Origin of the sequence: uncultured Marinobacter sp. (genome assembly GCF_913055835.1) — a bacterium.
Classification (GTDB): domain Bacteria; phylum Pseudomonadota; class Gammaproteobacteria; order Pseudomonadales; family Oleiphilaceae; genus Marinobacter.
Genome location: NZ_CAJXKQ010000021.1, coordinates 1 through 24,875, shown reverse-complemented (window position 1 = coordinate 24,875; position 24,875 = coordinate 1). Strand labels below are relative to the sequence as shown.

The 24,875-nt window shown below is 58.2% G+C and carries 26 protein-coding genes; 14 read left to right on the top strand and 12 right to left on the bottom strand.

The window, feature by feature from the left end:
• The first annotated feature begins 1 nt into the window (after nucleotide 1).
• The 4 genes from QZ534_RS12300 to QZ534_RS12285 are packed head-to-tail and all read left to right on the top strand — an operon-like array spanning nucleotide 2 to nucleotide 6,757.
• Complete coding sequence (locus QZ534_RS12300; RefSeq protein WP_296934767.1) at nucleotides 2-607, top strand: nucleoside triphosphate pyrophosphatase; 606 nt, start codon at nucleotides 2-4, stop codon at nucleotides 605-607.
• Nucleotides 604-2,085 (top strand): ribonuclease G, encoded by a 1,482-nt coding sequence (gene rng, locus QZ534_RS12295; protein ID WP_296934766.1) that lies wholly within the window; start codon nucleotides 604-606, stop codon nucleotides 2,083-2,085. The genes QZ534_RS12300 and rng overlap by 4 nt, the downstream gene beginning before the upstream one ends.
• A 40-nt stretch (nucleotides 2,086-2,125) precedes the next feature.
• A complete protein-coding gene (locus QZ534_RS12290) occupies nucleotides 2,126-5,881 on the top strand; it encodes an AsmA-like C-terminal region-containing protein (protein WP_296934765.1) in 3,756 nt (1,251 codons plus the stop codon).
• Nucleotides 5,882-5,911: 30 nt separating this feature from the next.
• Nucleotides 5,912-6,757, top strand: a complete 846-nt coding sequence (locus QZ534_RS12285) for a carbon-nitrogen hydrolase family protein (RefSeq protein WP_296934764.1) — start codon at nucleotides 5,912-5,914, stop codon at nucleotides 6,755-6,757.
• Nucleotides 6,758-6,810: 53 nt separating this feature from the next.
• On the opposite strand, the gene yjgA is transcribed toward QZ534_RS12285, so the two are convergent.
• From yjgA to QZ534_RS12225, 12 genes are all read right to left on the bottom strand, one after another.
• Nucleotides 6,811-7,338, bottom strand: coding sequence for a ribosome biogenesis factor YjgA (yjgA, locus tag QZ534_RS12280; protein WP_296934763.1), 528 nt, complete (start codon nucleotides 7,336-7,338; stop codon nucleotides 6,811-6,813).
• A gap of 224 nt (nucleotides 7,339-7,562) precedes the next feature.
• The gene (gene mgtE / locus QZ534_RS12275) at nucleotides 7,563-8,924 is read right to left on the bottom strand and encodes a magnesium transporter (protein ID WP_296934762.1); all 1,362 of its coding nucleotides are present in this window, start codon (nucleotides 8,922-8,924) and stop codon (nucleotides 7,563-7,565) included.
• Between the two features lie 93 nt (nucleotides 8,925-9,017).
• Entirely contained in the window at nucleotides 9,018-9,287 is a 270-nt protein-coding gene (locus QZ534_RS12270; protein WP_296934761.1) for an HPr family phosphocarrier protein, read from the bottom strand.
• A gap of 7 nt (nucleotides 9,288-9,294) precedes the next feature.
• Complete coding sequence (gene rapZ, locus QZ534_RS12265; protein ID WP_104320225.1) at nucleotides 9,295-10,179, bottom strand: RNase adapter RapZ; 885 nt, start codon at nucleotides 10,177-10,179, stop codon at nucleotides 9,295-9,297.
• Nucleotides 10,180-10,207: 28 nt separating this feature from the next.
• Nucleotides 10,208-10,678 (bottom strand): PTS IIA-like nitrogen regulatory protein PtsN, encoded by a 471-nt coding sequence (ptsN, locus tag QZ534_RS12260; protein WP_296934760.1) that lies wholly within the window; start codon nucleotides 10,676-10,678, stop codon nucleotides 10,208-10,210.
• An 87-nt stretch (nucleotides 10,679-10,765) separates the two neighbouring features.
• On the bottom strand, nucleotides 10,766-11,074 hold the full coding sequence (gene hpf / locus QZ534_RS12255; protein ID WP_008170154.1) for a ribosome hibernation promoting factor: 309 nt from the start codon (nucleotides 11,072-11,074) through the stop codon (nucleotides 10,766-10,768).
• A gap of 100 nt (nucleotides 11,075-11,174) precedes the next feature.
• The gene (locus QZ534_RS12250) at nucleotides 11,175-12,695 is read right to left on the bottom strand and encodes an RNA polymerase factor sigma-54 (RefSeq protein WP_296934759.1); all 1,521 of its coding nucleotides are present in this window, start codon (nucleotides 12,693-12,695) and stop codon (nucleotides 11,175-11,177) included.
• A gap of 159 nt (nucleotides 12,696-12,854) precedes the next feature.
• The gene (lptB, locus tag QZ534_RS12245; protein ID WP_296934758.1) at nucleotides 12,855-13,580 is read right to left on the bottom strand and encodes an LPS export ABC transporter ATP-binding protein; all 726 of its coding nucleotides are present in this window, start codon (nucleotides 13,578-13,580) and stop codon (nucleotides 12,855-12,857) included.
• The gene (gene lptA / locus QZ534_RS12240) at nucleotides 13,558-14,124 is read right to left on the bottom strand and encodes a lipopolysaccharide transport periplasmic protein LptA (RefSeq protein WP_296934757.1); all 567 of its coding nucleotides are present in this window, start codon (nucleotides 14,122-14,124) and stop codon (nucleotides 13,558-13,560) included. Before lptA ends, lptB begins: the two co-directional genes overlap by 23 nt.
• Nucleotides 14,108-14,692: an LPS export ABC transporter periplasmic protein LptC gene (lptC, locus tag QZ534_RS12235; RefSeq protein WP_296934756.1), complete on the bottom strand. Its 585-nt coding sequence runs from the start codon at nucleotides 14,690-14,692 to the stop codon at nucleotides 14,108-14,110. Before lptC ends, lptA begins: the two co-directional genes overlap by 17 nt.
• Nucleotides 14,689-15,237: an HAD family hydrolase gene (locus QZ534_RS12230; protein WP_296934755.1), complete on the bottom strand. Its 549-nt coding sequence runs from the start codon at nucleotides 15,235-15,237 to the stop codon at nucleotides 14,689-14,691. The genes lptC and QZ534_RS12230 overlap by 4 nt, the downstream gene beginning before the upstream one ends.
• 22 nt (nucleotides 15,238-15,259) lie before the next feature.
• Entirely contained in the window at nucleotides 15,260-16,240 is a 981-nt protein-coding gene (locus QZ534_RS12225) for a KpsF/GutQ family sugar-phosphate isomerase (RefSeq protein ID WP_296934754.1), read from the bottom strand.
• A gap of 188 nt (nucleotides 16,241-16,428) precedes the next feature.
• Between QZ534_RS12225 and QZ534_RS12220 the strand changes: the two genes are divergently transcribed.
• The 10 genes from QZ534_RS12220 to hisC all read left to right on the top strand — a co-directional run bounded on the left by QZ534_RS12220 (nucleotide 16,429) and on the right by hisC (nucleotide 24,726).
• The gene (locus QZ534_RS12220) at nucleotides 16,429-17,241 is read left to right on the top strand and encodes an ATP-binding cassette domain-containing protein (protein ID WP_296934753.1); all 813 of its coding nucleotides are present in this window, start codon (nucleotides 16,429-16,431) and stop codon (nucleotides 17,239-17,241) included.
• Entirely contained in the window at nucleotides 17,238-18,020 is a 783-nt protein-coding gene (gene mlaE / locus QZ534_RS12215) for a lipid asymmetry maintenance ABC transporter permease subunit MlaE (protein WP_296934752.1), read from the top strand. Before QZ534_RS12220 ends, mlaE begins: the two co-directional genes overlap by 4 nt.
• A gap of 34 nt (nucleotides 18,021-18,054) precedes the next feature.
• Complete coding sequence (mlaD, locus tag QZ534_RS12210) at nucleotides 18,055-18,504, top strand: outer membrane lipid asymmetry maintenance protein MlaD (protein WP_064228695.1); 450 nt, start codon at nucleotides 18,055-18,057, stop codon at nucleotides 18,502-18,504.
• Between the two features lie 32 nt (nucleotides 18,505-18,536).
• Nucleotides 18,537-19,190 (top strand): phospholipid-binding protein MlaC, encoded by a 654-nt coding sequence (locus QZ534_RS12205; RefSeq protein WP_296934751.1) that lies wholly within the window; start codon nucleotides 18,537-18,539, stop codon nucleotides 19,188-19,190.
• Entirely contained in the window at nucleotides 19,187-19,519 is a 333-nt protein-coding gene (locus QZ534_RS12200) for an STAS domain-containing protein (protein ID WP_296934750.1), read from the top strand. The genes QZ534_RS12205 and QZ534_RS12200 overlap by 4 nt, the downstream gene beginning before the upstream one ends.
• 104 nt (nucleotides 19,520-19,623) lie before the next feature.
• Nucleotides 19,624-19,866 (top strand): BolA/IbaG family iron-sulfur metabolism protein, encoded by a 243-nt coding sequence (locus tag QZ534_RS12195; RefSeq protein WP_296934749.1) that lies wholly within the window; start codon nucleotides 19,624-19,626, stop codon nucleotides 19,864-19,866.
• Nucleotides 19,867-19,894: 28 nt separating this feature from the next.
• On the top strand, nucleotides 19,895-21,157 hold the full coding sequence (gene murA / locus QZ534_RS12190) for a UDP-N-acetylglucosamine 1-carboxyvinyltransferase (RefSeq protein WP_296934748.1): 1,263 nt from the start codon (nucleotides 19,895-19,897) through the stop codon (nucleotides 21,155-21,157).
• Nucleotides 21,158-21,197: 40 nt separating this feature from the next.
• Nucleotides 21,198-21,848: an ATP phosphoribosyltransferase gene (gene hisG, locus QZ534_RS12185; protein WP_296934747.1), complete on the top strand. Its 651-nt coding sequence runs from the start codon at nucleotides 21,198-21,200 to the stop codon at nucleotides 21,846-21,848.
• A gap of 169 nt (nucleotides 21,849-22,017) precedes the next feature.
• On the top strand, nucleotides 22,018-23,322 hold the full coding sequence (hisD, locus tag QZ534_RS12180; protein ID WP_296934746.1) for a histidinol dehydrogenase: 1,305 nt from the start codon (nucleotides 22,018-22,020) through the stop codon (nucleotides 23,320-23,322).
• Nucleotides 23,323-23,673: 351 nt separating this feature from the next.
• Nucleotides 23,674-24,726 (top strand): histidinol-phosphate transaminase, encoded by a 1,053-nt coding sequence (hisC, locus tag QZ534_RS12175; protein ID WP_296934745.1) that lies wholly within the window; start codon nucleotides 23,674-23,676, stop codon nucleotides 24,724-24,726.
• Nucleotides 24,727-24,875: the final 149 nt, after the last annotated feature.

Below are 24,875 nucleotides of genomic sequence, written 5' to 3'. Positions count from 1 at the left end.
CATGCCATCCATCATTCTCGCCTCGGCCTCGCCGCGCCGGGCGGAGCTGTTGCAGCGAATCGGTCTGAATTTTTCGGTTTCCCCGGCGGACATCGACGAAACCCCGGGCGCTGACGAAACCCCGGAACACTACGTGGAGCGATTGGCTCGGGAAAAGGCTCTGGCTGGGGCGGAGTCTTCGCCGGAGTGCCTGGTTCTGGGTTCGGATACCTCCGTGGTGCTCAATGGCGAGATACTCGGTAAGCCGTCAGACCCCACCGAAGCCCGGGAAGCCCTGGCCCGCCTCTCCGGCGCGACTCATCAAGTCATGACTGCCGTGGCGCTGGCGGCTGAAGGGCAATGCCAGTCCGTCCTGGTCATCACCGAGGTTTGTTTCAGGCAGCTTTCTGCCGAAGAGATTGAAGCCTACGTGGCCAGCGGCGAACCCATGGACAAGGCCGGAAGTTATGGAATTCAGGGCCTTGGTGGTATTTTTGTTAATGAGCTCCGGGGTAGCTACAGTGCCGTGGTTGGTCTGCCGCTGCAGGAAACCGCTGCATTGCTGGCTGGTGCCGGTTACCCGGTCTGGAAAAACTGGCCGCGCAGTCTGGAGAGCCAAACACTATGAGTGAAGAGATTCTGATCAACGTCACCCCGGTGGAAACGCGGGTGGCCCTGGTTGAAAACGGCATGCTGCAGGAAGCCTACATAGAGCGCACCAGCAGGAAAGGCATTGTCGGCAACATCTACAAGGGCAAAGTGGTGCGTGTTTTGCCGGGCATGGAAGCGGCGTTCGTCGATATTGGTCTGGAACGGGCTGCATTTATCCATGCCTCCGATGTGGTCCCGAGTCAGTCCAATGGCGATGAACCTGCCGATACTCCGAAAACCGTTCCCGATATTCGAAGTCTGCTCCGTGAGGGGCAGTCCCTGGTGGTCCAGGTTACCAAGGACCCGATTGGCACCAAGGGCGCCCGCCTGACTACCCAGCTTTCCATTCCTTCCCGATATCTGGTGTTTATGCCAGGTGTCAGTCATGTTGGTATTTCCCAGCGGATTGAAGATGACGCGGAGCGGGCACGGCTGAAAACCCTGGTCGAGGAGGCGGCAGCGGAAGATAAGGATGTCCAGGGCGGCTATATTATCCGCACAGCGGCAGAGGCGGCTTCGCCTGAAGACCTGATTGGCGACATGGCCTACCTGCACCGATTGAGTCTGTCGATCCAGGAGCGAATTGCCCGCGTCCAGGCACCTGCGGTTGTGTACCAGGATCTGCCCCTGTTTATTCGCACAATCCGGGACCTGATCCGTCCGCAGACCGAAAAGGTACGCATAGACAGCCGCGAGAGTCACCAGAGGGTGATGGAGTTTGTCGAGGAGTTCGTTACCGAATTTGCCGACAAGGTCGAGTATTACCCGGGCGAGCGGCCTATCTTTGACCTCTATTCGGTGGAAGATGAGATCCAGAAAGCCCTGAGCCGAAAGGTCCAGCTCAAGTCTGGTGGCTATGTGATCATTGACCAGACCGAAGCCATGACCACCATCGATATCAATACCGGCGCGTTCGTAGGGCACAGGAACCTGGAAGAAACCATCTTCAAGACCAACCTGGAAGCCGCCCGGGCGATTAGCCGTCAGCTGCGCCTGCGAAACCTGGGCGGTATTATCATTATCGATTTTATCGACATGGAAGATCCGGAGCACCAGCGTCAGGTGCACCGGATGCTGGAAAAGATGCTGGAGCGGGATCACGCCAAGACCAAGATCACCGGGGTGTCTGAATTGGGCCTGGTGGAAATGACCCGCAAGCGCACTACAGAGAGCCTTGGCCAGGTGCTTTGCGAACCCTGCCCCATCTGCGACGGGCGGGGTTTCCTGAAAACCACCGAAACCGTGTGCTATGAAATCTTTCGGGAAATTCTCCGGGTTAATCGCGCCTACGATGCCGAAAGTTATCTGGTCATGGCCTCCCAGAGTGTGGTGGATCGCCTGCTGGATGAAGAGTCGGACAACGTGGCCGATCTTGAAACCTTCATCAGCAAGACCATTCGCTTCCAGGTGGAACCGTTCTACAGCCAGGAGCAGTACGATGTTGTTCTGCTCTGACCCCGGGAAACCGCGCCAGTTAGCGGATTAAGGGGCCCGGATGTCCTCTGCTGATCAACAACCGCCACTTCCGGAGGGCCTGCCCGAGAGCCCTCCCGTCCGGATATTGGCGCGGCTGGCCAGCCTGATCTGGTGGATGCTGTTAACCCTGCTGGTGCTCCTGGCCCTTTACGCCGGGCTGGGTCGCCAGCTGACGCAGAACGTGGACAGCTTTCGTGATGATCTGGCCCGGGAACTGTCAGATCGATTAGGCCATGATGTCAGTATCGGGCGCCTTTCTTCCCAATGGTACTGGCTGGACCCCGCATTTACAGCCCGCGATATTCAGATCAGCCACCCTGACACCGATGTCGTCGTTGCCAACCTCCAGCATCTCAATATTCGCTTTGATGCCCTCGCGTCGCTGACCCGCCTGAGAATCGTCTTTGAGGACTTCCAGGCAGACGGCCTGGAGCTGACGGTCAATCAGGAGCGGAGCGGCGATGTCGCTGTCAGGGGCGCAGACCTGCCAGAACCGGTGAGTAATCAGTTGCAGGAGTGGCTGGAGCTCGCCGGCAACTGGCTATCCGATCCCTATGTGAAGATTACCCGGGTCAATCTGGGCATCCGGGACAATCAGGGCAATATTCGCCACCTGGATATTCCCCAGCTGGACCTGGATTACCGCCGTGGTTTTTTCCATGCCTCAGGACGCGCCATGCAGTCCGGCACCACCGAGCAACTGGCCAGTTTTGCCCTGGTGGGCCAGCACTTTTTCCGGGGTGACTTTACCGGTCAACTGTATCTTGATGTGGACTCCGGCCGGCTGTTTGATGGGTTGATTGATGAGTACCAGTGGCGGACGCTGCGGGTTGAGGGCTTTGATCTCGGCGGAGAAGCCTGGCTTACCTTCCGTAATGGTCTGTTGCAGCAGGTGACCGGAACGGTTCGAACGCCCTATCTGCAACTGGGCGTCGGCTATGAATCCCTGGCGCCTCTGGAAGACATTCAGGCCAGATTCGGCTGGCGTCGACATGACAGTGTGATGACCGATGAGACCCTGGTCGAGTCTGGCGCCTTCGCCCTTGGCGAGTGGTATCTCAAGCAGCTTCAATGGACCTGGGACGGCGATGTGGTTTCACCCTTCAGTCTCCGTCTGGCGCCCTCGGATGGTGGTATGTCCGTCATTGCCGACGCCCTACCGCTTGCGCCCACCCGTCGGCTCGCCGCCAGGCTCCCTTTGCTGCCTGATCGTGCACTCAGGGCTCTTCAGGACTATCGACCCGGCGGCTTTCTGGATCAATTGAAAATCTTCTTCCCCGACGGCGCACCGGAGGGTTTTGAGCTCTCCGGACGTTTGCGCGAGGTCAGCGTAAGGGCCCATGGTGGGGCACCGGGTATCACTTCCGCCAACGGCGACATCTTTCTCGACAGGCAAAAGGGATATGTCCGGATTGAGGCGGGAGAGTCTCCGGTCTCACTCGAGTTTCCTCAGCTTTTCGGTGGCGCCTGGTCCTTCCCGTCAATTGAAGGCGACGTGGCCTGGCAACTGGATGGTGCGATTACCCGGGTGTTTTCAGATGGCGTTCGAATGCGTTATGGCGAAGCCACCGAGCTTGAGGGTGCCTTTGACCTGAGGATGGACCGCGAAGGTGAGGATAACCTCGGTCTCAGGGTTTCGGTGAAAAACGGAAATGCCGGGATGCTGGCGGATTTTGTGCCGGTCAAAGCGGTTAACCAGGGATTGTATAATTGGCTTACCACAGCAATCCTCGAGGCGGATATTACCTCGGGAACCTTCTTCGGCCACGGCCAGATAGGTTCGGATGCCCCAAAAGGGTCGTTTGTTACGTCCATGATCTACGAATTTGACCGGGCTTCCGTTCGCTACGATGACTCATGGCCGGTAGTTACAGATGCCCGGGGCAACGTCAGGGTTCACAACGGCGATACGCTCGTCCGACTTGAGGCTGGCCGTACCGGAGGTCTCGACCTCGATCCCGGCACCGTCCGCGTTATTCCCTCAGAGCAGGGCACCCGGGTAAGGGTGGATGCCTCGGCTCTGGTGCCCGGTGAGTCGGTTGGTTACTGGATGGAAAGTAGCCCATTGGGAGACATGGCAGGTACGGAGGCCCAGAAACTGCAGTATGAGGGAGAGTATCAGCTGGATCTGGGTATTGACCTGCCGCTGGATTCCGAACAGTCGCCTGTGGTTGAAGCCAGCATTGCCGCCGCAGGGGGATCCGTCATCTATCCAGCCGCGGGGCTGGCCTGGCAATCGGTTCGTGGTGGCCTGACCTATCACAGTGAGGACGGATTCTCTGGCGGTCCCCTGACTGCGGAGTTTTTCGGTGAGCCGGTCACCATTGCCTTGAGCAAAGCCCGAACCGGCAATGCACTGAGTATTCGCCAGTCCGGCTCGCTCCTGGTACCCGAGGTGTTCGCTCGCGCAGGCCTGACAACCGATTCCGGCTTTGGCCTGCGGGGCAAGGTTGCCTATACCGCCGAACTGGATGTCGGGGCTGAGTCAACATCCGGCATCCGCGTGCGGTCCAGTCTTGAGGGGCTGGCGGTGGACTGGCCCCAACCTCTGTCGAAAACAGCGAGCGAGGCAGCGCCGCTGAGTGCGACTATCGATCCATCCGATCCTGACGGTCTCGGCATTCGGGGCGACTGGGAAAATCGCGCCACTTTCGACCTCTTGTGGAAGGAGACGGGTTTCGATTTGCGTCTTGGCCGTCTTTATCTTGGTGCCCAGGTACTGAACAACATCGGTGTCAATGCACTCAATCTTGATGACCGTTGGGTGGTTAACACCAGTTCGCAGCGAGCCGAGGGCCGTCTGGTAATCCCGCAGAACGGCGACACGGTGAAGGCCGATTTTCAGGTGCTACGGCTCGTTCGGAGCGAGACGCCCCGTGACGATTCGCCCGAAATATTGACGCTGGAAGAGCAACTGGAAGCCTTCCGGGCGCTGGACATGGGCAGCTGGCCGGACGTTGATGTGTCGATTGCTGAACTTCAGCTGAACGAGGAATCCCTCGGGCGATGGGCCTTCCGGCTTCGACCCGAACCCTTCCGGCTGAAGGTGAACGACATTGAGGGGCGCCTCAATTCCCTGACGTTGCTGGGAGATATGACCTGGAGCATCGTCGGAGACCGCGAAACCAGCCGGTTCAAGGGCTCAATCACCGGCGGCGCCCTGGCGGATCTGAATGAGTTATTGAATGCGGAAGTGCCGGTAACCAATGAGGGCACCAATATTGAACTGGACCTGGACTGGCCTGGCCGGCCGGATGAGTTTTCCATACCGGAGCTCAGTGGCTCCGTGAGCCTGAGATTGGATGAGGGCGTAATCCTTGAGCGAAACAACACGGCCCAATTGTTCCGGGTCTTCAATCTGCTCAACTCCGACACCCTTTGGCGCCGGCTGAAGCTCGACTTTTCCGATCTTTACGAGCGGGGGGTGGCTTTCGATGCAATCTCCGGCAAGGCGCAAATCATTAACGGATTGCTGACCATGGATCCTGAACTGCAGATTGTGGGCCCCTCAGGTGCGTTCAAGCTCAGTGGCACCACCAATATGGCCAGTGAAGAGCTGGATATGCGGCTTGTGGTTGTGTTGCCCCTGACCCAGAATCTGCCCCTGGCTGCGTTGCTGATGGGGGCAGGCGCGCCAATTGGCGGTGCCTTGTTTGTGCTGGACAAGATTCTGGGCGATCCTCTGAGCAGGCTGACCAGCGCAACCTACAGTGTGACCGGCACCTGGGATGAGCCGGAAGTGGATCTGCAGCGGGTATTTGATACCGGAGAGTAACTTTTCTGTTTGGCAAAAGCGGAGGCAGTTATGAGTGAGCGTGTTTCCAACCGGGTCGCAGCCATTCAGATGGTCAGCGGCCATGACATCGAGGCCAACCTGGCTGACGCGGAAAAACTGCTGGCCCAGGCTGCCCCAGAGGGCGCATCTGTTGCGGTGTTGCCGGAAAATTTCGCAGTCCTGGCGACTCGTCAGATGATCGATTGTGGGCGCCGGGAGGCCGGCCCGGAGCCAATCATCAGATCCTTCCTCGCGGAGCAGGCGCGTAAGCTGGGTATCTGGATCGTTGGTGGATCAATGCCGGTGGCCAAACGGCCGGATGGTTCAGACATCGAAGACCGGGTTAGGGCGACTTGCCTGGTGTTTGACGACCAGGGCCGGGAAGTGGCCCGTTACGACAAGATCCACCTGTTCGACGCCATGGTTGAAGACGCCCACGGCCAGTACCGGGAATCCGACACCTTCGAGCCTGGCGAGGAGGTGGTGACCGTGGATACACCGGCTGGGAAGTTGGGACTGGCCATCTGCTATGACCTGCGCTTCCCGGAACTGTTCCGGCTGCTGCGAGAGCAGGGTGTGGACTGGGTCTGCCTGCCGAGCGCTTTTACCTGGCAGACCGGCGACGCCCACTGGTACCCGTTGATCCGCGCCCGGGCCATTGAAAACCAGCTATGGGTTGTGGCGCCGGGACAGGGCGGCCAGAACAGCGAGCGCCGGCGCACCTATGGTCACAGCCTGATCTGTGATCCCTGGGGGCGGGTAGTGACAGAAATGGGTGAAGGCCCGGGACTGGTTGCCGCCGAGCTGGATCTGGATCAGGTGGCCAATCTGCGCACTCGCATGCCGGTGTGGGAGCACCGTCGGCTGAAAGGCTGAAAGTGGGGGCAGTAGAGCCTATCTTCTGACCCCAATTTCATCTGACGCCGAATTTACATTGCTTCAGCGTCGTCGATGCATTCCCGAAGATAGCGGAACAGCTTTCGGGCCTGGCCGGTGTTCTTCTGTTTCTCAACGTCTTTCCGGGCATTACGCGCAAGGTTCCGCAGGTGCTGCATATCAGCGCTGGGGCAGTAGCTGAAGAACTCGCCAACAACCGAGTCGCCCTCGGCAATCATCCGGTCCCGCCAGCGCTCTGCCAGGTGATGCCGTCGGGTGTGTTCCTCACTACCGGCGTCAAAGGCGTCAATGGCTCTCGCCAGGGCCTCTGGGTCGTCTTCCTGGCGAATCACCTTGCCGATGTACTGCAGGTGCCGTCGCTTCGCCTCGTTCTGGCGGATACGCCGGGATTCTTCGATGGCAGCACGAAGGGTGTCGCTGATTGGCAGGGTTTCCAACTGATCATTGCTCAGGTCCAGCATGCGCTTGCCAAGATCCTGCAGGGCGTGCATTTCCCGCTTCAGCTGGGATTTGCTGGGGCCTTCGTATTCTGGGGTGTCGTTATCGTGGTTGTCTTTCATAAGTTCAGCCTGGTTGTCGGGTTACGCTTTGCTAACCCGACCTACAAAAAAAGAGAGCACCTGAACGTAGGTCGGATTAGCAACGCGTAATCCGACAAACGATCAAGCAGAAAATCCTCGCCCAACCGTAGGTCGGATTAGCGAAGCGTAATCCGCCAAACGATCAAGCAAAAAATCCTAACCTAACCGTAGGTCGGATTAGCAACGCGTAATCCGACACCCGACTAGGCGTAGAAAACTGTGGCAAGGCCAAGAAATGCCATGAACCCGACCACGTCCGTAACGGTCGTGAGAATCACGCTGCCTGCCAGGGCAGGATCAATATTCCGCGATTTGAGAAACAGGGGCAAAACCGTGCCCACCAGTGCAGCGGCAACCAGGTTGATCACCAGCGCGGCAGCTATGATGGCGCCAATCAGCACATCCTGGAACCAGAGCATGGCGGCCCCGGCGACAACGGCGGCCCAAAGCATTCCATTCAGGATGCCCGAGAGAAACTCCCGGTTCAGTAACCATTTAACGTTGGCACCGCTGATCTGCCCGACAGCCATGCCGCGAATCACGAGGGTGAGGGTCTGGCTGCCAGCTATGCCCCCCATACTTGCGACAATCGGCATCAGTACCGCCAGTGCCACGACCTTGGCGATGGTTTCCTCGAATAACCCGATGACAGCCGATGCGATCAGGGCGGTGATCAGATTGATCCCCAGCCAGACGGCCCGGCGGCGCGATGTTTTCCACACCGGCGCAAAGGTATCCTCGTCCTCATCCAGACCCGCCATACTCATCAGGGAGTGGTCGGCATCCTCGCGGATAACGTCAACCACGTCGTCGATGGTGATGCGCCCGAGCAGCCGGCCTTCCTCGTTCACCACCGGCGCCGAGATCAGGTCGTAGCGTTCAAACAAGGTCGCTACCTTGGTGTCGGAGAGGCTTACGGGAATCGGCTCGATGTCGGTATCCATCACTTCCCGCACGGTGGAGGCGGGATTCGATACCAGCATCTTGGTAATCGGCAGCATGCCAATGAAATCATCCCGCCGGCTGACCACGATCAGGCTGTCGGTCATGGGCGGCAGGTTTCGGTGCCGGCGCAGGTAGCGGAGAACAACGTCGATGCTGATGTCCGGGCGCACCGTAATGGTGTCCGTGTTCATCAGGCCGCCGGCGGTGTCCTCCGGATAGGAGAGCACTTCCTCTACCCGCTGGCGGTCCTGCTCGTCCATGGTTTCCAGGACTTCCTGGATGACCGTATCCGGTAGTTGCTGGAGCAGGTCGGCCAGGTCGTCCGACTCGAAATCCTCGATGATATCCGCCAGTTCCTGAGCATTAAGCTGGCTCAGGAAGTAACCCCGGATATCGTCGCTGAGATACTGGAGAACCTCGCCTTCGAGCTCTTTGTCTACCAGGTTCCACAGCAGGGCACGCTGCCGGGGCGGGGAGGATTCCAGCAGATGGGCAATATCACTGGGGCTCAGGCCACCGTTCAGGATGCGGGCAACCTGCTTCAGTGCGCCACTGTCCAGGGCTTCACTCAGGGAGCGAAGGCGCTGGCGGGCCTGGCTTTTTTCCAGAATATCGGTCATGAATCACCCGGCGTCAGAAAACGCCTGTATTATAGCGGAGTTAGGCGCTATCGGTGAGAAAGAGTTGTAGGTGAATGCCGTACAGAAGGGAGATTACTCGCCCTCACCAAAGTAGTCGTTGATCAGTTCAACCAGTGCCTCGACGGCCTGTTCCTCGTCCGGGCCGTCGGCAACAAGCTCCACATCGGTTCCCTGGCTGGCTGCCAGCATCATCACCTGCATGATGTTTTTTGCGTCCACATCCCGGTCCTTGCCGCTGATCCGCACACTGCTGTCGAATTCGGAAGCGGTGGCAACCAGCTTCGCGGTGGCACGCGCGTGCAGGCCCAGCTTGTTGATAATGGTAATCGGGCGGCGAATCATGGTTCGATCAGATCTCTTCCCGGGTCTGAAGGTGTGGCAGTTCTGTATGGCGGACCTGCACATTGTTGTAGCGCTGCCGGAAATACTCGCCCAATTGCTCGCACACGTACACTGAACGGTGCTGGCCGCCGGTACAACCGATGGAAATGGTCATATAGCTGCGGTTGCTGTCCGCGAAGGAGGGCAGCCAGGTATCCAGGAATGCCTTCAGATCGTCAATCATCTTGCGGCTTGCCGGTTCCTTTTCCAGAAATTCGATGACCGGCTGATCCGTGCCCACGTATTTTCGGAGGCTGGTATCCCAGTAAGGATTCGGCAGGCAACGGACATCGAATACGTAGTCCGAATCCAGCGGTACACCGTGTTTGAAACCGAATGACTGAAACAGCAGGGCCAGTTCCTGGTCTTTCCGGCCTACAACCCTCTGTTTCACCATGTCCCGCAGTTCATACATGGACATCCCGGTGGTGTTCACATACAGGTCGGAAAGCTTGGAGAGAGGCTCAAGAAGCTTCTTTTCACTGGTAATGGCTTCCCGGAGGGAGGTCCTGTCGTCACTCAACGGATGCTTTCTGCGGGTGGCATGGAAACGCTGAAGCAGAGACTGTTCGTCGGCGTCCAGGAAGATAATTTCAACGGTAACCCCGGTCTCCTGAAGGCGCCGGTAAATCTCTTCAAAATTGGCCAGTTCCCCAGACAGGTTACGGGCATCGATACTGACGGCCATCTTGCCCAACCGGCCAGGCTTGGTCTGGCTGGCTGCTTCCCTGGTGAGGGGGAATAGCAGGCCAATGGGAAGGTTGTCGATGCAGTAGAACCCGAGGTCCTCCAGCACATGAAGCGCGGTACTCTTGCCCGAACCGGACCTGCCACTAACGATAATCAGCTTCATGACCAAACTACCTCCACTGCAATGAATATCAGCCGCCTGAGGCGGTCATGCGCTGGTACAGTGTGCTGGCGTCCTCGCATTGCCGGAGGCGATCACAGAACGACCGCTCATTGAACTTCTCGGCCAGTTGGCTGAGCAGCTCCAGGTGTTCGCTGGTTGCCTCTTTCGGGACGATCAGGGCAAAAATCAGGTCCACCGGCTGGTTGTCGATAGCATCGAACTCAACGCTTTCTTCAAGCGTCATCAGCACGCCCACCACGTGATCAAGGCCCTCAAGCCGGCAGTGGGGAATGGCGATCCCCTGGCCAATGCCGGTACTGCCCAGGCGCTCACGGGAAATCAGGTTGTTGAAGAGCTGGGTCTCGCTGAGCGTGTTGTCCTGATGGTTTATCTGCTCGGCAATAAACTCCAGGGCCCGTTTCTTGCTGGACGCAGGCACCCTGCAGAGGGTCAGCTCCGGAACAAGAATATTGTCTATGGTCAGGGATGTGTCGCTCATGGATCGACTACGTTTCCGTTAAAAAAAAGGCTGCGACACGTTGCTCATGTCGCAGCTCGATTAGATGACTTGCATGAAAACAGCCAGTTAGCGAGAGCCGTTTCCGTGCATCCGGTCTACATTCTTTTCCTTGTGCTTGAGGATCTGGCGGTCGAGCTTGTCGATCAGAGCATCGATAGCTGCGTACATATCCTCATTTTCAGCCTTTGCGTGAATCTCACCACCAACCACGTGCAGCGTGGCTTCCGCGATCTGGCGCACTTTTTCCACTTCCAGGGTCACCTGGCAGTTACTGATGTGGTCAAAGTGACGCTCGAGCTTCTCGAACTTTTCTGAGACATAATCCTTCAGTGCGGGAGTCAGTTCTACGTGATGGCCTGAAATATTGAGTTGCATAGGCGTCTCCTGTTGTCATCATGCCGGCTCCCGGGAGCCGGTCTGGGTGCTGGCGCATTGTGCGCCGGCGAATACAGTGTTGCATCCCGCCACGGGAAATTCAGACCAGCCGTTTGCGCTCGTTGGATGGCGGAATGTGCATGGCTTCCCGGTACTTGGCAACGGTGCGTCGCGCCACCTTGATTCCCTGTTCCCCTAGCATGGCTGCAATTTTACTGTCGCTCAACGGCTTTTTGGGCGTTTCCGCAGCAATCAGCTTCTTGATCATCGCCCGGATGGCCGTGGATGAGCATTCTCCGCCCTCCTCAGTACTGACGTGGCTGGAGAAGAAATACTTCAGCTCGAAAATGCCCCGGGGGGTGTGCATGTATTTCTGGGTGGTAACGCGTGAAATCGTCGATTCATGCATTTCTACCGCCTGGGCAATGTCCGAGAGGATCAGCGGCTTCATGGCTTCTTCGCCGTGATCCAGGAATCCCTGCTGGTGCTCGACAATACGGGTCGCCACTTTCAGCAGGGTCTCATTGCGGCTCTGCAGGCTTTTGATAAACCATTTGGCCTCCTGCAGCTGATCCCGCAGGTAGGTGTTGTCTGCACTGCTGTCCGCACGCCTTATAAGTGAAGCATAGCTCGCATTGACCCGGATGCGCGGTGCAATTTCCGGATTCAGTTCAACGCGCCAGCGACCGTTGTGCTTGCGAACAATGACGTCCGGAATGACGTAATCGGGTTCGGCGCGGTCTATCACATCGCCCGGTCGCGGGTTCAGGCCGGTGATCAGCGCCAGGACTTCCCGCAGCTGGTCTTCTTTCAGGCGGCTGCGGCGCAACAACTGCGCGTAATCGCGGTTGCCCAGCAGGTTGATGTAGTGGGTGATCACCAGTCGTGCCTGGGCCAACCATGGGGTGTCAGGCGGCAGCTGGTTGAGCTGGATCAGCAGACATTCCTGCAGATCCCGGGCAAACACACCGGGCGGATCAAAGTGCTGGAGGCGGTGCAGGACGGCTTCCACTTCATCCAGTTCAAGAGGGTCTTCCTCGTTTTCGTCCAGCAGTCCGGAGTGGATTTCTTCCAGCGGGGTGGTGAGATAGCCCCGCTCATCCACCGCGTCCATCAGGGCATGGGCAATGGCCTGGTCCCGTTCACTAAGTGGGGTCAGATTGAGCTGCCATTCCAGATGATCCTGAAGCGTCTCGGTAGGCGAGTTGCGGGTCTCGAAATCGTGATCGTTCTCGTCGTCATTGCGGGCTGCAGGGGCAGGCGCGGACTGGTAAATGTCGTCCCAGGCTGTATCTACCGGCAGGTCATCAGGAATGTTGTCCGGGATATCGTTTTCCGAGGACCAGTCCGGACCGTTTTCGGATTCGTCCCAGTCAGTTGACGGTTCGGGCGCGGTTTCAGCAGAAGACTCGGTGGCGTTGGCTTCGTGCTCGTTATTTTCGGCAGCGGGGTCGGTCTGATCATCGTCCTCGGAGGTCTCCAGCATGGGATTGGATTCCAGTGCCTGCTGGATTTCCTGCTGAAGGTCGAGGGTGGAAAGCTGGAGAAGCCGGATCGCCTGTTGCAGCTGGGGCGTCATGGTCAGGCTCTGACCCAGCTTTAACTGTAAGGAGGCTTTCATAACCATGGTTCAGGATCCGTCACTCATCAGCGCTTTGTGTCATAAGTAGTGAAAAAAAATCTATATATGCCGGTTACTTGCCGCGAATCTGGTTTACCCTAGCAAGTTCTTTGCCGAGTTTACTTGCTACAGATCATCAAAACAATGAGCCATTCGGTGTCACAGCCTGAATTCGTCGCCCAGGTAGACTTCCTTGACTTGCTGATTCGCCAGGATCGCATCGGCATTGCCGGAGGCAATGATGTGGCCGCCGGACACAATGTAGGCGTTCTCGCAAATGTCCAGGGTCTCGCGTACGTTGTGATCCGTGATTAGCACGCCAATGCCCTTGTCTCGCAGATGACGGATGATGTGCTTGATGTCACTCACGGATATGGGGTCGACACCTGCGAAGGGCTCATCCAGAAGAATGAAAGCCGGTTCCATGGCCAGCGCCCGGGCAATCTCTACACGTCGCCGTTCACCCCCGGACAGGGCCATACCAACGCTGTCACGGATGTGGGTGATGTGGAACTCCTCCAGTAACTCTTCCAGCTTTTTCTCCCGCTCGGCCTTGCTCATCCCCTTGCGCGTTTCGAGGATGGCCATGATGTTGTCCCGAACCGACAGCTTGCGGAACACCGAGGCTTCCTGGGGCAGGTAACCGATGCCTTGCTGGGCGCGTCCATGCATGGGCAGTGGCGTGATATCCCGGCTATCGATGGTGATCCGGCCACGGTCGGCGGGCACAAGCCCGACGATCATGTAAAAGCAGGTGGTTTTACCCGCGCCATTGGGGCCAAGCAGCCCGACGATTTCCCCGCTGCGGATTTCCAGGGAAACGTCGATCACCACTTTTTTCTGCTTGTAACTCTTTGCCAGGTTACTGGCTCTCAGAACTGCCATCGGTTTCCTGTCCATCAGTGCGTCTGTCGGCGCTGCGCGGCTGAATCACCATCTCTACCCGGCCGCTGCCTTCGCCGGTGTCCGCGCCGCCTTCAGCGGTCACAACCCGGCCAGCGGTATCATAGTGAATGACGTCGCCGCGGAACAGGTTGCCATTCTGCTCGATGACTGCTTCCCGTTCAAAGGTCAGCCGGCTGTCGGTGGCGGACCAGGTAATGTTCAGGGCGCGGGCGTCGGTCTCGCCTTCGCCATCACGTGCCGGCTGCCGGTATCTGGCCGGCGTGCCGGAGGCCTCGATCCGGCTCAGGCCGTCCTCCGAGCGATACAAGACCACCCGGTCGGCGTTCAGCCGAGTGTTGCCCTGCTCAAGTTCTACATCCCCGGTGTAGGTGGCAATGCCCTGGCCATCGTCGAGGCGTGCATTGTCGGCAGTAACCTTGATGGGGGTGTCGGAATCAAGGTCGAAAGCGGCCGCCGGGCCAATCAATGCGACCGTCAGCAGGGCAGCCAGCAAGCTCCGGTATCGGTTAGTTTCCGGTTTCATAGCGTCCTTCCACCTGGGAGTTCAGTTCCAGAATCCGCTCGTCTATCCAGGCTTTCATGCCCGTGGCCCGGGTAATGCCGGTAACGTCGCGTATTTCTACGGGTGCGTCTGTATATACCATGCCCCGGTCGTTATCCAGGGTCAGGCTTGATGTTGTCAGGGTGGCGTCCCGTTCGCCAACAGTGCGCTGAATCCGCACATTGTCCGTCAGGTACACCAGATTCTGGTTCTGTAGCAGGCTGCCATTCTCGGCTTCAACAATCCAGGGCAGGGCATTCTCGCCGCCATAAAGTTCGGCGCGGGGAGATTCCATGGTGGCCAGGTTGCCTTCCTCGAACTGTTCAATTCGGGGGCTGGAGAACCGGATCTTGAGATTGCCAGACTCGTCGAAAGATGTGTACTTGCCATTCACCACGAAGCCGTCCGGTTCGGCATCGCCGCGCAGCGCCGCTGCGTCTTCATCAATAACCGGCGGCTCATCGCTTTGCCAGAGCAAAAAAACGGCTGCTACCACAGTGCTCGCCAGCGCCAGTGTTCGCAACCACGGCCGGTCCGGAAGCCAGTTCACGACTCGGGCTCCAGGTAGGGCGCAAGTGCAGAATCGAGCTTGCCATGGGCGGTCAGTAGCAGGTCGCAGGCTTCCCGCACCGCGCCTTCGCCACCCCGGGCCTGGGTGCAGTAGTCGGCATGCTGCTGCACCAGCCAGTAACCATTGGGCACAGTGATGCCAAGCCCGGCGAACCTCAGCGCCGGCAGGTCTGGAAGGTCGTCGCCCATATAAGCGATGGCATCGGGGCTGATATCCATCGTGCCGACCAGTTCCTGCAGGGCCACTTTCTTGTCCTCGCGCCCCTGCATCAGGTGCGGGATGCCCAGATCCCGCATGCGTTTCTCGGTAAGCGGCGACCGGCGACCGGTGATAACGGCCACGGTAATTCCGGCTGCCATAAGCTGCTTCAATCCCAGGCCGTCCAGGATGTTGAATGCCTTGAGCTCATCACCGTTGGCGCTGAAGTAAAGCTTGCCATCGCTCATGATGCCGTCGACATCCAGGGCGATCAGTCGGATCCTGGCAGCTTTTGCCAGCAGGGATTCAGGCCACTGGTGCGTCATTTCAGATAGCTCCTCATCGCCTTCAGATTACGCCGGCCCGCAGCAGGTCGTGCATATTGATAGCGCCAATAAGAGTTCCGCTTTCGTCGGTCACCGGCAGGGCATTGATCTTCATTTCCTCCATGATATTAAGCGCTTCCGCCGCCAGATGATCGGCCTGGATGGTTTTACCATTCCGGGTCATCACCTCGTTGATGGGGGTATTATGAATATCCACCGATCGATCCAGAGTCCGGCGCAGGTCACCGTCCGTAAATATTCCCGTGAGAGTGCCTTCCTGATTAACAACGGTGGTCATGCCAAGCCCCTTGCGGGAGATTTCAAGGAGTGCGCCGCTGAGGAGTGTGCTCTCATTGACGACGGGAATCTGATCACCGGTGTGCATGATGTCGGATACCCGGAGGAGTAGCCGCCGGCCCAGGCTGCCGCCGGGATGGGAGAACGCAAAATCCTCGGCGCTGAAGCCGCGGGCCTCGAGCAGGGCAACTGCCAGCGCGTCGCCCATGACCAGGGTGGCCGTTGTCGAGGAGGTGGGTGCAAGGCCCAGTGGGCAGGCTTCCACCATAACGCTGACATCCAGATTGGCGACCGCTTCGCGGGCCAGGGTGGAGCTGGCATTGCCGGTCATGCTGATCAACGGGGCGCCCATGCGTTTGATCAACGGTAGAATGGTGACCACCTCGCTGGTGTTGCCGCTGTTGGAAATGGCGATCACCACATCCTGAGGCGTAATCATGCCCATATCACCGTGGCTCGCCTCACCGGGATGAACGAAAAATGAGGGTGTGCCGGTACTGGCCAGGGTGGCTGCAATCTTGTTGCCAATGTGGCCGGATTTGCCCATGCCGGTCACAACCACGCGGCCCTTGCAGTTCATGATGACCTCGCAGGCCCGGGTGAACTGGTCGTCGATGCGATCTTCAAGGGCGTCGATGGCATCGCGCTCAATTCGTATGGCGCGAAGCGCAGAAGTTCGGAAGTCGCTGGTAGTTTGTTCGGTCATCGGGCTTTGGGCCTGGCTGTCTGGACATTGAAAACGTGGGGCAGAGTATACCATTTTCACCCGGCAACGATGCCCGGTTACCGAAAGTTCAGTCAAACTGATCATTGCTATCAGTACATTTTGCGCTCTTTGGATTGAGCTTGGGCGCTCCTTGGCATAATGTAGCCCCTCTTTGAAAGGTAAGGACTATGAATTCACCGGCCTACATATCGCTCAAGGATGTCGTGTTCTCCCGTTCCGGGCGCCGTATCTTCGACGGTGTCAGCCTGGATATTCCCCGCGGGAAAATTACCGCCATTATGGGCCCCAGCGGAACCGGCAAAACGACGCTGCTGCGTCTTATCGGTGGTCAGCTCAAGCCCGATTCCGGCAGTGTCGTGGTGGATGGCCATGAAGTGCCGAAGCTTAAGCGCAAGGCTCTTTACAGTCTGCGGGAAAAGATGGGCATGCTCTTCCAGAGCGGTGCCCTGTTCACCGATCTTAGCGTGTTCGAGAACGTGGCCTTCCCGCTTCGGGTACACACGAAATTGCCGGAAGACATGATCCGCGACATTGTCCTGATGAAGCTGGAAGCGGTCGGTTTGCGGGGTGCCCGCCATTTGATGCCCTCGGAATTGTCCGGCGGCATGACCCGCCGGGTGGCTCTCGCCCGCAGTATTGCCCTGGATCCGGAGCTGATCATGTACGACGAGCCATTTGCCGGACAGGACCCGATTGCCATGGGCGTTCTGGTCAAACTGATCCGCGATCTGAACAGTTCCATGGGGCTTACCAGTGTTCTGGTCTCCCACGATGTGCCGGAATCCCTGAGTATCTGCCATTACGCCTGCATTATTTCGGACGGCAAGGTAATTGGCGAGGGTACGCCGGACGAGTTGCGGGCACATCCTTCAGGGCAGGTCCAGCAGTTCCTCCAGGGGCAGCCGGATGGCCCGGTGCCATTCCATTACCCGGCCGAGGGCGCAGCGCAGGACTTTGGATTGTCCGGGGGTGCGTCTTGATCGAAAGAATTGCGGCATTCGGTCGTCTCGGGCTTGATATAGTCTCCTCATTTGGTCGGTCAGGCCGTTTCCTGGCGGGAGTGCTTGGCGGGGTGCCCAGGCCGGCGACCGGTTTTCCCCTTCTGCTGAAGCAGTTGTATGCCGTTGGCGTTCTTTCTCTGGCCATTATTGTGGTGTCCGGCCTGTTTATCGGCATGGTGCTGGGGCTGCAGGGATACACAATCCTGAGCGACTACGGCTCGGAAGCGGCCATCGGCCAGATGATTGCCCTGACCCTGGTGCGTGAACTTGGCCCGGTAGTGACGGCACTGCTCTTTGCGGGCCGGGCGGGTTCGGCGCTGACGGCGGAGATTGGCTTGATGAAAGCCACCGAGCAACTGTCCAGCATGGAAATGATGGGCGTGGACCCGCTTCGGCGCGTGATTGCGCCCCGCCTCTGGGCCGGGTTTATCGCCATGCCGGTGCTGGCGGTGATTTTCTCGGTGGTCGGCATCTGGGGCGGTATGCTGGTAGGTGTGGATTGGCTGGGCGTGTTCGAAGGCTCCTTCTGGGGCAACATGCAGTCGTCGGTGGATTTTGTGGATGATGTCCTGAACGGCGTCATCAAGAGCATCGTTTTCGGCTTTGTCTGCGCCTGGATTGCGGTCTACCAGGGGTATGACTGTGTGCCGACCTCGGCAGGTATCAGTTCGGCGACCACCAAGACCGTGGTGTACTCCTCGCTGGCCGTGCTCGGCCTGGATTTTGTTCTGACCGCTGTCATGTTTGGCGATTTCTGAATCAACGATTAACGAGATATTACCGGAGCCGGAAATGGCACAGAGAACCACTGAAATCATCGTTGGCCTGTTCATGATCGCAGGCTGTGCGGCACTGCTTTTCCTGGCGCTTCAGGTTAGCGGGCTGTCGCCGAAATCGGCCGAGAGCACTTACACCATCTACGCCAATTTCAACGACACCGGCGGGCTTACGCCCCGGGGGAGAGTTTCCATGGCCGGGGTAACAGTGGGCACCATTGAATCCATAAGTCTGAATAAAGAGACATTTCAGGCGCGGGTGGAAATGTCGATCCATTCGGATGTCGACAATATACCCTCGGACAGTTCCGCAGTTATACGTACATCCGGCCTGCTCGGTGAGCAGTACATTGATATATCGATCGGGGCCGAGATGGACTCGTTGAAGGAAGGGGATACCTTCTACTCGACACAGTCGGCCATGAACCTTGAGCGGCTGATCAGCAATTTTGCGTCGGGCCGCTGATTCGGGCCGGAAAGATTCAACAGGAGATCCTGATGTTTGCTCTGAAGCACCACCTTTTTCTTGGCCTTGTGATGGCCCTGGTTCTCGTTACGCCAGCGCAGGCGAGCGAAGCGGAGGATCTCCGCAAATATGTGGACGAGAACACCCAGCGGCTGGTTGAAAAACTCAACGAAGAGCGGGGCCTGTATGAGCGTGATCCCGAAGCCTTCTACGAAAGCATGGATCAGGCCCTGACGGACTTCGTGGACTTCCGGCGTATAGCCGCGCGGGTGATGGGCCGTTATGCCCGTCAGACCACTCCCGAACAGCGGGACGAATTTGTGGCCAAGTTCAAGCGCAGCCTGTTCGACAGCTACGCGCAGGCCCTGGTCAACGCGGAGAACTTCGAAATTCAGGTCAAGGAAGCGACCATTAACCCCCAGAGTGATGACCGGGCCTCCGTTCAGATGGAAGTTATCAGTGCATCCGGTAACCGTTACCCGGTGACTTATTCGATGTACCGGAACTCCGAAGGCAAGTGGTTGATGGAAAACGTCATCGTTGAGGGCGTGAATATCGGCCTGGCATTCCGGGACCGGTTCAGCCAGGAAATGGAAGAAAACCGCGGCCAGATTCAGGTGGTCATTGACGGATGGAGTGATGCCGTTGAATCGCTGAATCTGGAGCAGGAAGTGGACAACTCATGACCTCAGGCATGCCTCGGGTTCAGCTTTCTGACGGGGCCCTGATTGTCTCTGGCGAGGTTACGCCAGACACCGTGGTCAGCCTGAGAAACGAGGGCGAGAAACTGATCCGCTCGGTGTCCGGCGATCTGGTCATTGATCTCGATGGCCTGGTCACCGCCCACAGTGTTGTGCTGTCCATGTTGCTCTGCTGGCAACGCCTTGCACGCCAGGCGGGCATTACCTTGTCATTCCGGGGTGTCAGTGGTCGCCTGGCTTCTCTGGCGGCCCTGAGCAATCTCGATGATCAGCTTGAGGGGTTTGGTCCGGAAGCCGTCCATCCTGCCCATTGATCCTTCCGGCCTCGGTCCCTTTGGTTACCGGTCAGTAAAGCTGACCCGAGCGCCGGAATTGGTTACAATCTCGCCCCTGATTTCAAAACACCCGAGGATTATTTATGGATGCCGCCCAAGTCACCGAGCTGGTCAAGGAAGCATTGCCCGGCTGTGAAGTTCAGGTACAGATTGATGGTACCCATTACCTGGTCGTCGTGGTGGGTGATGTCTTCGAAGGCCTGCCGACCATCAAGCGCCAGCAGTTGATTAACAAGGCGCTGTTCCAGCAGATCATGGATGGCTCAATTCACGCCCTTCATCCAAAAGCATTCACTCCGGCCGAATGGGCCGAGCGCCAGGGCTGAACGGCCCGGACAAAACAGGATATTTATTGTGGATAAACTTCTGATCAGGGGCCGCAAGCCTCTGGATGGTGAAATCCGGATTTCCGGTGCCAAGAACGCCGCACTGCCAATCCTGGCAGCAACTCTGCTGGCGGATGAGCCGGTGACCGTCGGCAACCTGCCGCACCTGCACGACGTAACCACCATGATCGAGCTTCTCGGCCGTATGGGTGTTGAAGTCATTATTGATGAAAAGATGAGCGTGGAAATTCACGCCAACACCATCAAGCACTTCCACGCGCCGTACGAGCTGGTGAAAACCATGCGCGCCTCAATTCTGGTGCTGGGCCCATTGGTCGCTCACTTTGGCGAAGCAGAAGTATCCCTGCCAGGTGGCTGTGCCATCGGTAGCCGCCCGGTAAACCTGCACATCCACGGTCTGGAAATGATGGGTGCGGAGATCAAGGTCGAGAATGGCTACATCAAGGCCAAGACCAACGGTCGTCTGAAAGGCGCCCACATCTTCCTGGATACCGTCACCGTAACCGGCACCGAGAACCTGATGATGGCCGCAGCCCTGGCAGACGGCAAAACCATCCTGGAAAACGCCGCCCGCGAGCCGGAGGTTGTCGACCTCGCCGAATGCCTGATCGCCATGGGCGCGGACATTAAAGGTCACGGTACCGCCACCATCGAGATCAACGGTGTTGAGCGCCTGCACGGTTGCCACTACAACGTGCTGCCAGACCGTGTTGAAACCGGTACCTATCTGGTGGCTGCGGCTGCAACCGGCGGTCGGGTCAAATTGAAAGATACCCGGGAAGACCTGCTGGAAGCCGTGGTGCTCAAGCTGGAAGAGGCCGGCGCCCACATCAATACCGGCGCAGATTGGATTGAGCTGGACATGAAAGGCAATCGCCCGAAGGCGGTGAGCCTGCGTACAGCGCCATACCCGGCGTTTCCGACCGACATGCAGGCCCAGTTCGCTGCCATGAACGCCGTGGCCGAAGGTACAGGCACCATCGTGGAAACCGTGTTCGAGAACCGGTTCATGCACCTTCAGGAGCTGATTCGTATGGGTGCGGACATCACGCTTGAGGGCAACGCGGCCATCATCAAGGGTGTGGACCACCTCACCGGCGCCCCGGTCATGGCCACGGATCTGAGGGCCTCGGCCAGCCTGGTGATTGCAGGTCTGATGGCCGATGGCGATACCATCGTGGACCGCATCTATCACATTGACCGCGGCTACGAGTGTATTGAAGAGAAACTGCAGTTGCTGGGTGCCACCATCCGACGCCTGCCAGCGTAAAAGACATCTATCCAGACAATACGGGAAACCGGAAGAATCCATGACAGATTCCATAACCATCGCCTTGTCGAAGGGACGAATCCTGGAAGAGACCCTGCCGCTGCTCGCGGAAGCAGGCATTGAGCTGATCGACGACGTCAAGAAGTCCCGCAAACTGGTGTTCCCGACAACGGATCCCAACGTTCGCGTCTTGATTATCCGGGCCACGGATGTGCCGACCTATGTTCAGTATGGCGGGGCCGATCTGGGGGTGACCGGTAAGGACGTTTTGATGGAGCACGGTGGGGAAGGGCTTTACGAGCCACTGGATCTGAATATTTCCCGTTGTCGTCTGATGACCGCCGGCCCGAAGGATCAGACGCCGCCCAACGGGCGCATCAAGGTCGCCACGAAATTCGTCAACCTCGCCCGCCGGTATTACTCGGCCCAGGGTCGCCAGGCAGACATCATCAAGCTTTATGGCGCCATGGAGCTGGCTCCGATTCTGGGCCTGGCTGATGAGATCGTCGATATTGTGGATACCGGTAATACGCTTAAGGCAAATGGCCTTGAGGCCCGGGAACTGATTGAGCATATCAGCAGCCGGCTGGTGGTGAATCGCGCGTCCATGAAGATGAAACACGGGCGTATTAACCCCATAATCGAGAAGATGTCGGTTGCTGTAGATAAGCGCAGGCAGGCTTCGGAGTAAGAATCGGTCAGGGATGGCTTCCCAAAACACGCTACGAGCACATCCATGTGCGCTTGTTTCGGGCCGTCCATGGCCCTCAACAGTTTTGGGAAGCCATCCCTGACCGATTCCCGAGCCATCGAGCCGGGCCCGGCAGTGTCACGTTTTAAGCTAACCTAGGATTTGATTTATGACCGCCAAGATCACCCGATTGAACGCTTCCCAGAGTGACTTTAACGATGCGTTGGCCAAACTCCTGGCCTGGGACGACAGCGTTGATCATCAGGTGAACGAGTCGGTGCGTCATATCCTGCATGAGGTGAAAACCCGTGGTGACCAGGCCGTTCTGGAGTTCACCGAAAAGTTTGACCGCCTGAAGGTTGGTTCCGTGGCCGAGCTGGAAATGGGGCAGGAGCGTTTGCAGCAGGCATTGGAGGCTATTCCTGAGGACCAGAGGGTTGCACTGGAAAAAGCCGCTGAGCGGATCCGGGACTACCACGAGCGCCAGAATCAGAAGTCCTGGCAGTATGAGGACCAGGACGGCACTGTTCTGGGCCAGAAGGTGACGCCTTTGGATCGTGCGGGCTTGTACGTGCCCGGCGGCAAAGCCGCTTACCCGTCTTCCGTGCTGATGAACGCCATTCCTGCCAAGGTCGCCGGTGTCAGCGAAGTAGTGATGGTCGTCCCGACACCGGATGGTGTGGTGAATGACATGGTGCTGGCCGCTGCGGCAATCGCTGGTGTTGATCGCGTATTCACTGTTGGCGGTGCCCAGGCCGTGGGCGCGCTGGCTTATGGCACAGAAACCATCCCGGCCGTTGATAAAATCGTCGGCCCCGGCAACATCTTTGTTGCCACCGCCAAGCGTGAAGTCTTTGGTGTTGTCGGCATCGACATGATCGCCGGTCCGTCGGAAATACTGGTGATCAGTGATGGCAAAACTGACCCCGACTGGATCGCCATGGACCTGTTCTCCCAGGCGGAGCACGACGAGCAGGCCCAGTCCATCCTGATCAGCCCGGATGCCGAATTCCTGGATGCGGTCGAAGCCAGCATCAACAAACTGCTGCCAACCATGGAACGTGCCGATATCATCCGCACTTCCATGACCGACCGCGCCGCGCTGATCCATGTGGCCGATCTGAAACAGGCCGCCGAAGTGTCCAACCGCATCGCCCCGGAACACCTGGAGCTGTCGGTTGAAGACCCCGAGGCCATGCTCGAAGACATCCGCCACGCCGGGGCCATCTTCATGGGCCGCTACACCGCAGAAGCCCTCGGCGACTACTGCGCCGGCCCGAACCACGTGCTGCCCACCAGCGGCACAGCAAGGTTCTCTTCCCCGCTGGGTGTCTACGACTTCCAGAAACGGTCCTCCATCATCGGCTTCAGTGCTGCCGGTGCTGACCGAATGGGGCGTGTTGCGTCGGTTCTGGCCCGTGGTGAAGGTTTAACCGCTCACGCCCGGTCGGCGGAATATCGGATCAAGAATTAAGGTTAAGTGTCGGACTCGTCGTCGGATTACGCTTTGCTAATCCGACCTACATGACGACATCGCCCAATGACGCAGGTATCCCGTAGGTCGGATTAGGCGAAGCCGTAATCCGACAATGTGCTACCTCTGAACTACGCAGGCATCGGGGCGGGGCAGGCTCCCAGGAATGTAGAGGGCCATGGATGGCCCGAAACAAGCGCACATGGGTGTGGCAGAGCGATGATGAAGCGGAGCTTCATGCGATAGCCACACGACAGCAATCAGCGATTGCTGGCCGGACCCGCTTGCGGGTGCTCGCAGCGGTTCCTGGGAGCCTGCCCCGCCCACATGCCGTCAGCTCGGAGTAAAAAAATGAGCAAATTCTGGAGCCCCCTGGTAAACGACCTGGTTCCCTACGTCCCAGGCGAGCAGCCAAAAATGGCTAACCTGGTGAAGCTGAACACCAACGAAAACCCCTTCGGCCCCTCACCAAAAGTCATCGAAGCCATCCAGGCCGAACTGAACGACAGCCTGCGCCTCTATCCGGACCCGGAAGGCGAAAGCCTGCGGCAGACCATCGCGGCTTACCACGGCATCCAGCCGAACCAGGTCTTCCTCGGCAACGGTTCGGATGAAGTCCTGGCGCACATCTTCTTTGGCCTGTTCCAGCATGGCGAACCGATCCTGTTCCCGGATATCACCTACAGCTTCTATCCGGTGTACTGCGGCCTCTATAGCATTGAGAGCAAAAAACTACCGCTGACGGAAAGCTTCGAGATCAACCCGGACGACTACAAGCAACCCAATGGCGGCGTAATCTTCCCGAACCCGAACGCGCCTACCGGTCGGTACCTTGAGTTGCAATATGTGGAAGAAATCCTGGCAGCCAATCCGGATCGCGTCGTGGTAGTGGACGAAGCCTACATCGATTTCGGCGGCGAGTCGGCGATTACCCTGGTCGACAAGTACCCGAACCTGCTGGTCTCCCAGACTCTGTCCAAGGCCCGTTCACTGGCTGGATTGCGCGTAGGTTTCGCCGTTGGCCATCCGGACCTGATCGAAGCCCTGAATCGCGTCAAGAACAGCTTCAACAGCTACCCGCTGGATCGCCTGGCCCTGGCCGGTGCGAAAGCCGCCTATGAGGATGAGGCCTGGTTCAGGAAGTGCTGCGATGGTGTGATCTCCGAGCGCGAGCGGGTGACTGCCGCCCTGGAGAATCTTGGTTTCGAGGTGCTACCCTCCAAGGCAAACTTTATCTTTGCCCGTCATAAAGATCAGCCGGGTGAGGTTCTGGCCAAGAGCCTGAGAGAGCAGGGCATTATCGTTCGGCACTTCAACAAGCCCAGAATTAGCGATTTCCTGCGAATCACCATTGGCACTGTTGAGCAGAACGATGCTTTGATCGGTGGGCTCCGGTCCCTCTAGCCTGCGTATTGGCGGGTAGAGCGGGGTAGGCGCCCCTCTCCGGGAACCGCTACGAGCACATCCATGTGCGCTTGCGAATCACCATTGGCACTGTTGAGCAGAACGATGCTTTGATCGGTGGGCTCCGGTCCCTCTAGCCTGCGTATTGG

What these genes read in the sequence shown, in the direction of transcription:
- QZ534_RS12300 (WP_296934767.1), top strand. Translation starts at nt 2, where the DNA reads ATGCCATCCATCATTCTCGCCTCGGCCTCGCCGCGCCGGGCGGAGCTG.
- rng (WP_296934766.1), top strand. Translation starts at nt 604, where the DNA reads ATGAGTGAAGAGATTCTGATCAACGTCACCCCGGTGGAAACGCGGGTG.
- QZ534_RS12290 (WP_296934765.1), top strand. Translation starts at nt 2,126, where the DNA reads ATGTCCTCTGCTGATCAACAACCGCCACTTCCGGAGGGCCTGCCCGAG.
- QZ534_RS12285 (WP_296934764.1), top strand. Translation starts at nt 5,912, where the DNA reads ATGAGTGAGCGTGTTTCCAACCGGGTCGCAGCCATTCAGATGGTCAGC.
- yjgA (WP_296934763.1), bottom strand. Translation starts at nt 7,338, where the DNA reads ATGAAAGACAACCACGATAACGACACCCCAGAATACGAAGGCCCCAGC.
- mgtE (WP_296934762.1), bottom strand. Translation starts at nt 8,924, where the DNA reads ATGACCGATATTCTGGAAAAAAGCCAGGCCCGCCAGCGCCTTCGCTCC.
- QZ534_RS12270 (WP_296934761.1), bottom strand. Translation starts at nt 9,287, where the DNA reads ATGATTCGCCGCCCGATTACCATTATCAACAAGCTGGGCCTGCACGCG.
- rapZ (WP_104320225.1), bottom strand. Translation starts at nt 10,179, where the DNA reads ATGAAGCTGATTATCGTTAGTGGCAGGTCCGGTTCGGGCAAGAGTACC.
- ptsN (WP_296934760.1), bottom strand. Translation starts at nt 10,678, where the DNA reads ATGAGCGACACATCCCTGACCATAGACAATATTCTTGTTCCGGAGCTG.
- hpf (WP_008170154.1), bottom strand. Translation starts at nt 11,074, where the DNA reads ATGCAACTCAATATTTCAGGCCATCACGTAGAACTGACTCCCGCACTG.
- QZ534_RS12250 (WP_296934759.1), bottom strand. Translation starts at nt 12,695, where the DNA reads ATGAAAGCCTCCTTACAGTTAAAGCTGGGTCAGAGCCTGACCATGACG.
- lptB (WP_296934758.1), bottom strand. Translation starts at nt 13,580, where the DNA reads ATGGCAGTTCTGAGAGCCAGTAACCTGGCAAAGAGTTACAAGCAGAAA.
- lptA (WP_296934757.1), bottom strand. Translation starts at nt 14,124, where the DNA reads ATGAAACCGGAAACTAACCGATACCGGAGCTTGCTGGCTGCCCTGCTG.
- QZ534_RS12230 (WP_296934755.1), bottom strand. Translation starts at nt 15,237, where the DNA reads ATGACGCACCAGTGGCCTGAATCCCTGCTGGCAAAAGCTGCCAGGATC.
- QZ534_RS12225 (WP_296934754.1), bottom strand. Translation starts at nt 16,240, where the DNA reads ATGACCGAACAAACTACCAGCGACTTCCGAACTTCTGCGCTTCGCGCC.
- QZ534_RS12220 (WP_296934753.1), top strand. Translation starts at nt 16,429, where the DNA reads ATGAATTCACCGGCCTACATATCGCTCAAGGATGTCGTGTTCTCCCGT.
- mlaD (WP_064228695.1), top strand. Translation starts at nt 18,055, where the DNA reads ATGGCACAGAGAACCACTGAAATCATCGTTGGCCTGTTCATGATCGCA.
- QZ534_RS12205 (WP_296934751.1), top strand. Translation starts at nt 18,537, where the DNA reads ATGTTTGCTCTGAAGCACCACCTTTTTCTTGGCCTTGTGATGGCCCTG.
- QZ534_RS12200 (WP_296934750.1), top strand. Translation starts at nt 19,187, where the DNA reads ATGACCTCAGGCATGCCTCGGGTTCAGCTTTCTGACGGGGCCCTGATT.
- QZ534_RS12195 (WP_296934749.1), top strand. Translation starts at nt 19,624, where the DNA reads ATGGATGCCGCCCAAGTCACCGAGCTGGTCAAGGAAGCATTGCCCGGC.
- hisG (WP_296934747.1), top strand. Translation starts at nt 21,198, where the DNA reads ATGACAGATTCCATAACCATCGCCTTGTCGAAGGGACGAATCCTGGAA.
- hisD (WP_296934746.1), top strand. Translation starts at nt 22,018, where the DNA reads ATGACCGCCAAGATCACCCGATTGAACGCTTCCCAGAGTGACTTTAAC.
- hisC (WP_296934745.1), top strand. Translation starts at nt 23,674, where the DNA reads ATGAGCAAATTCTGGAGCCCCCTGGTAAACGACCTGGTTCCCTACGTC.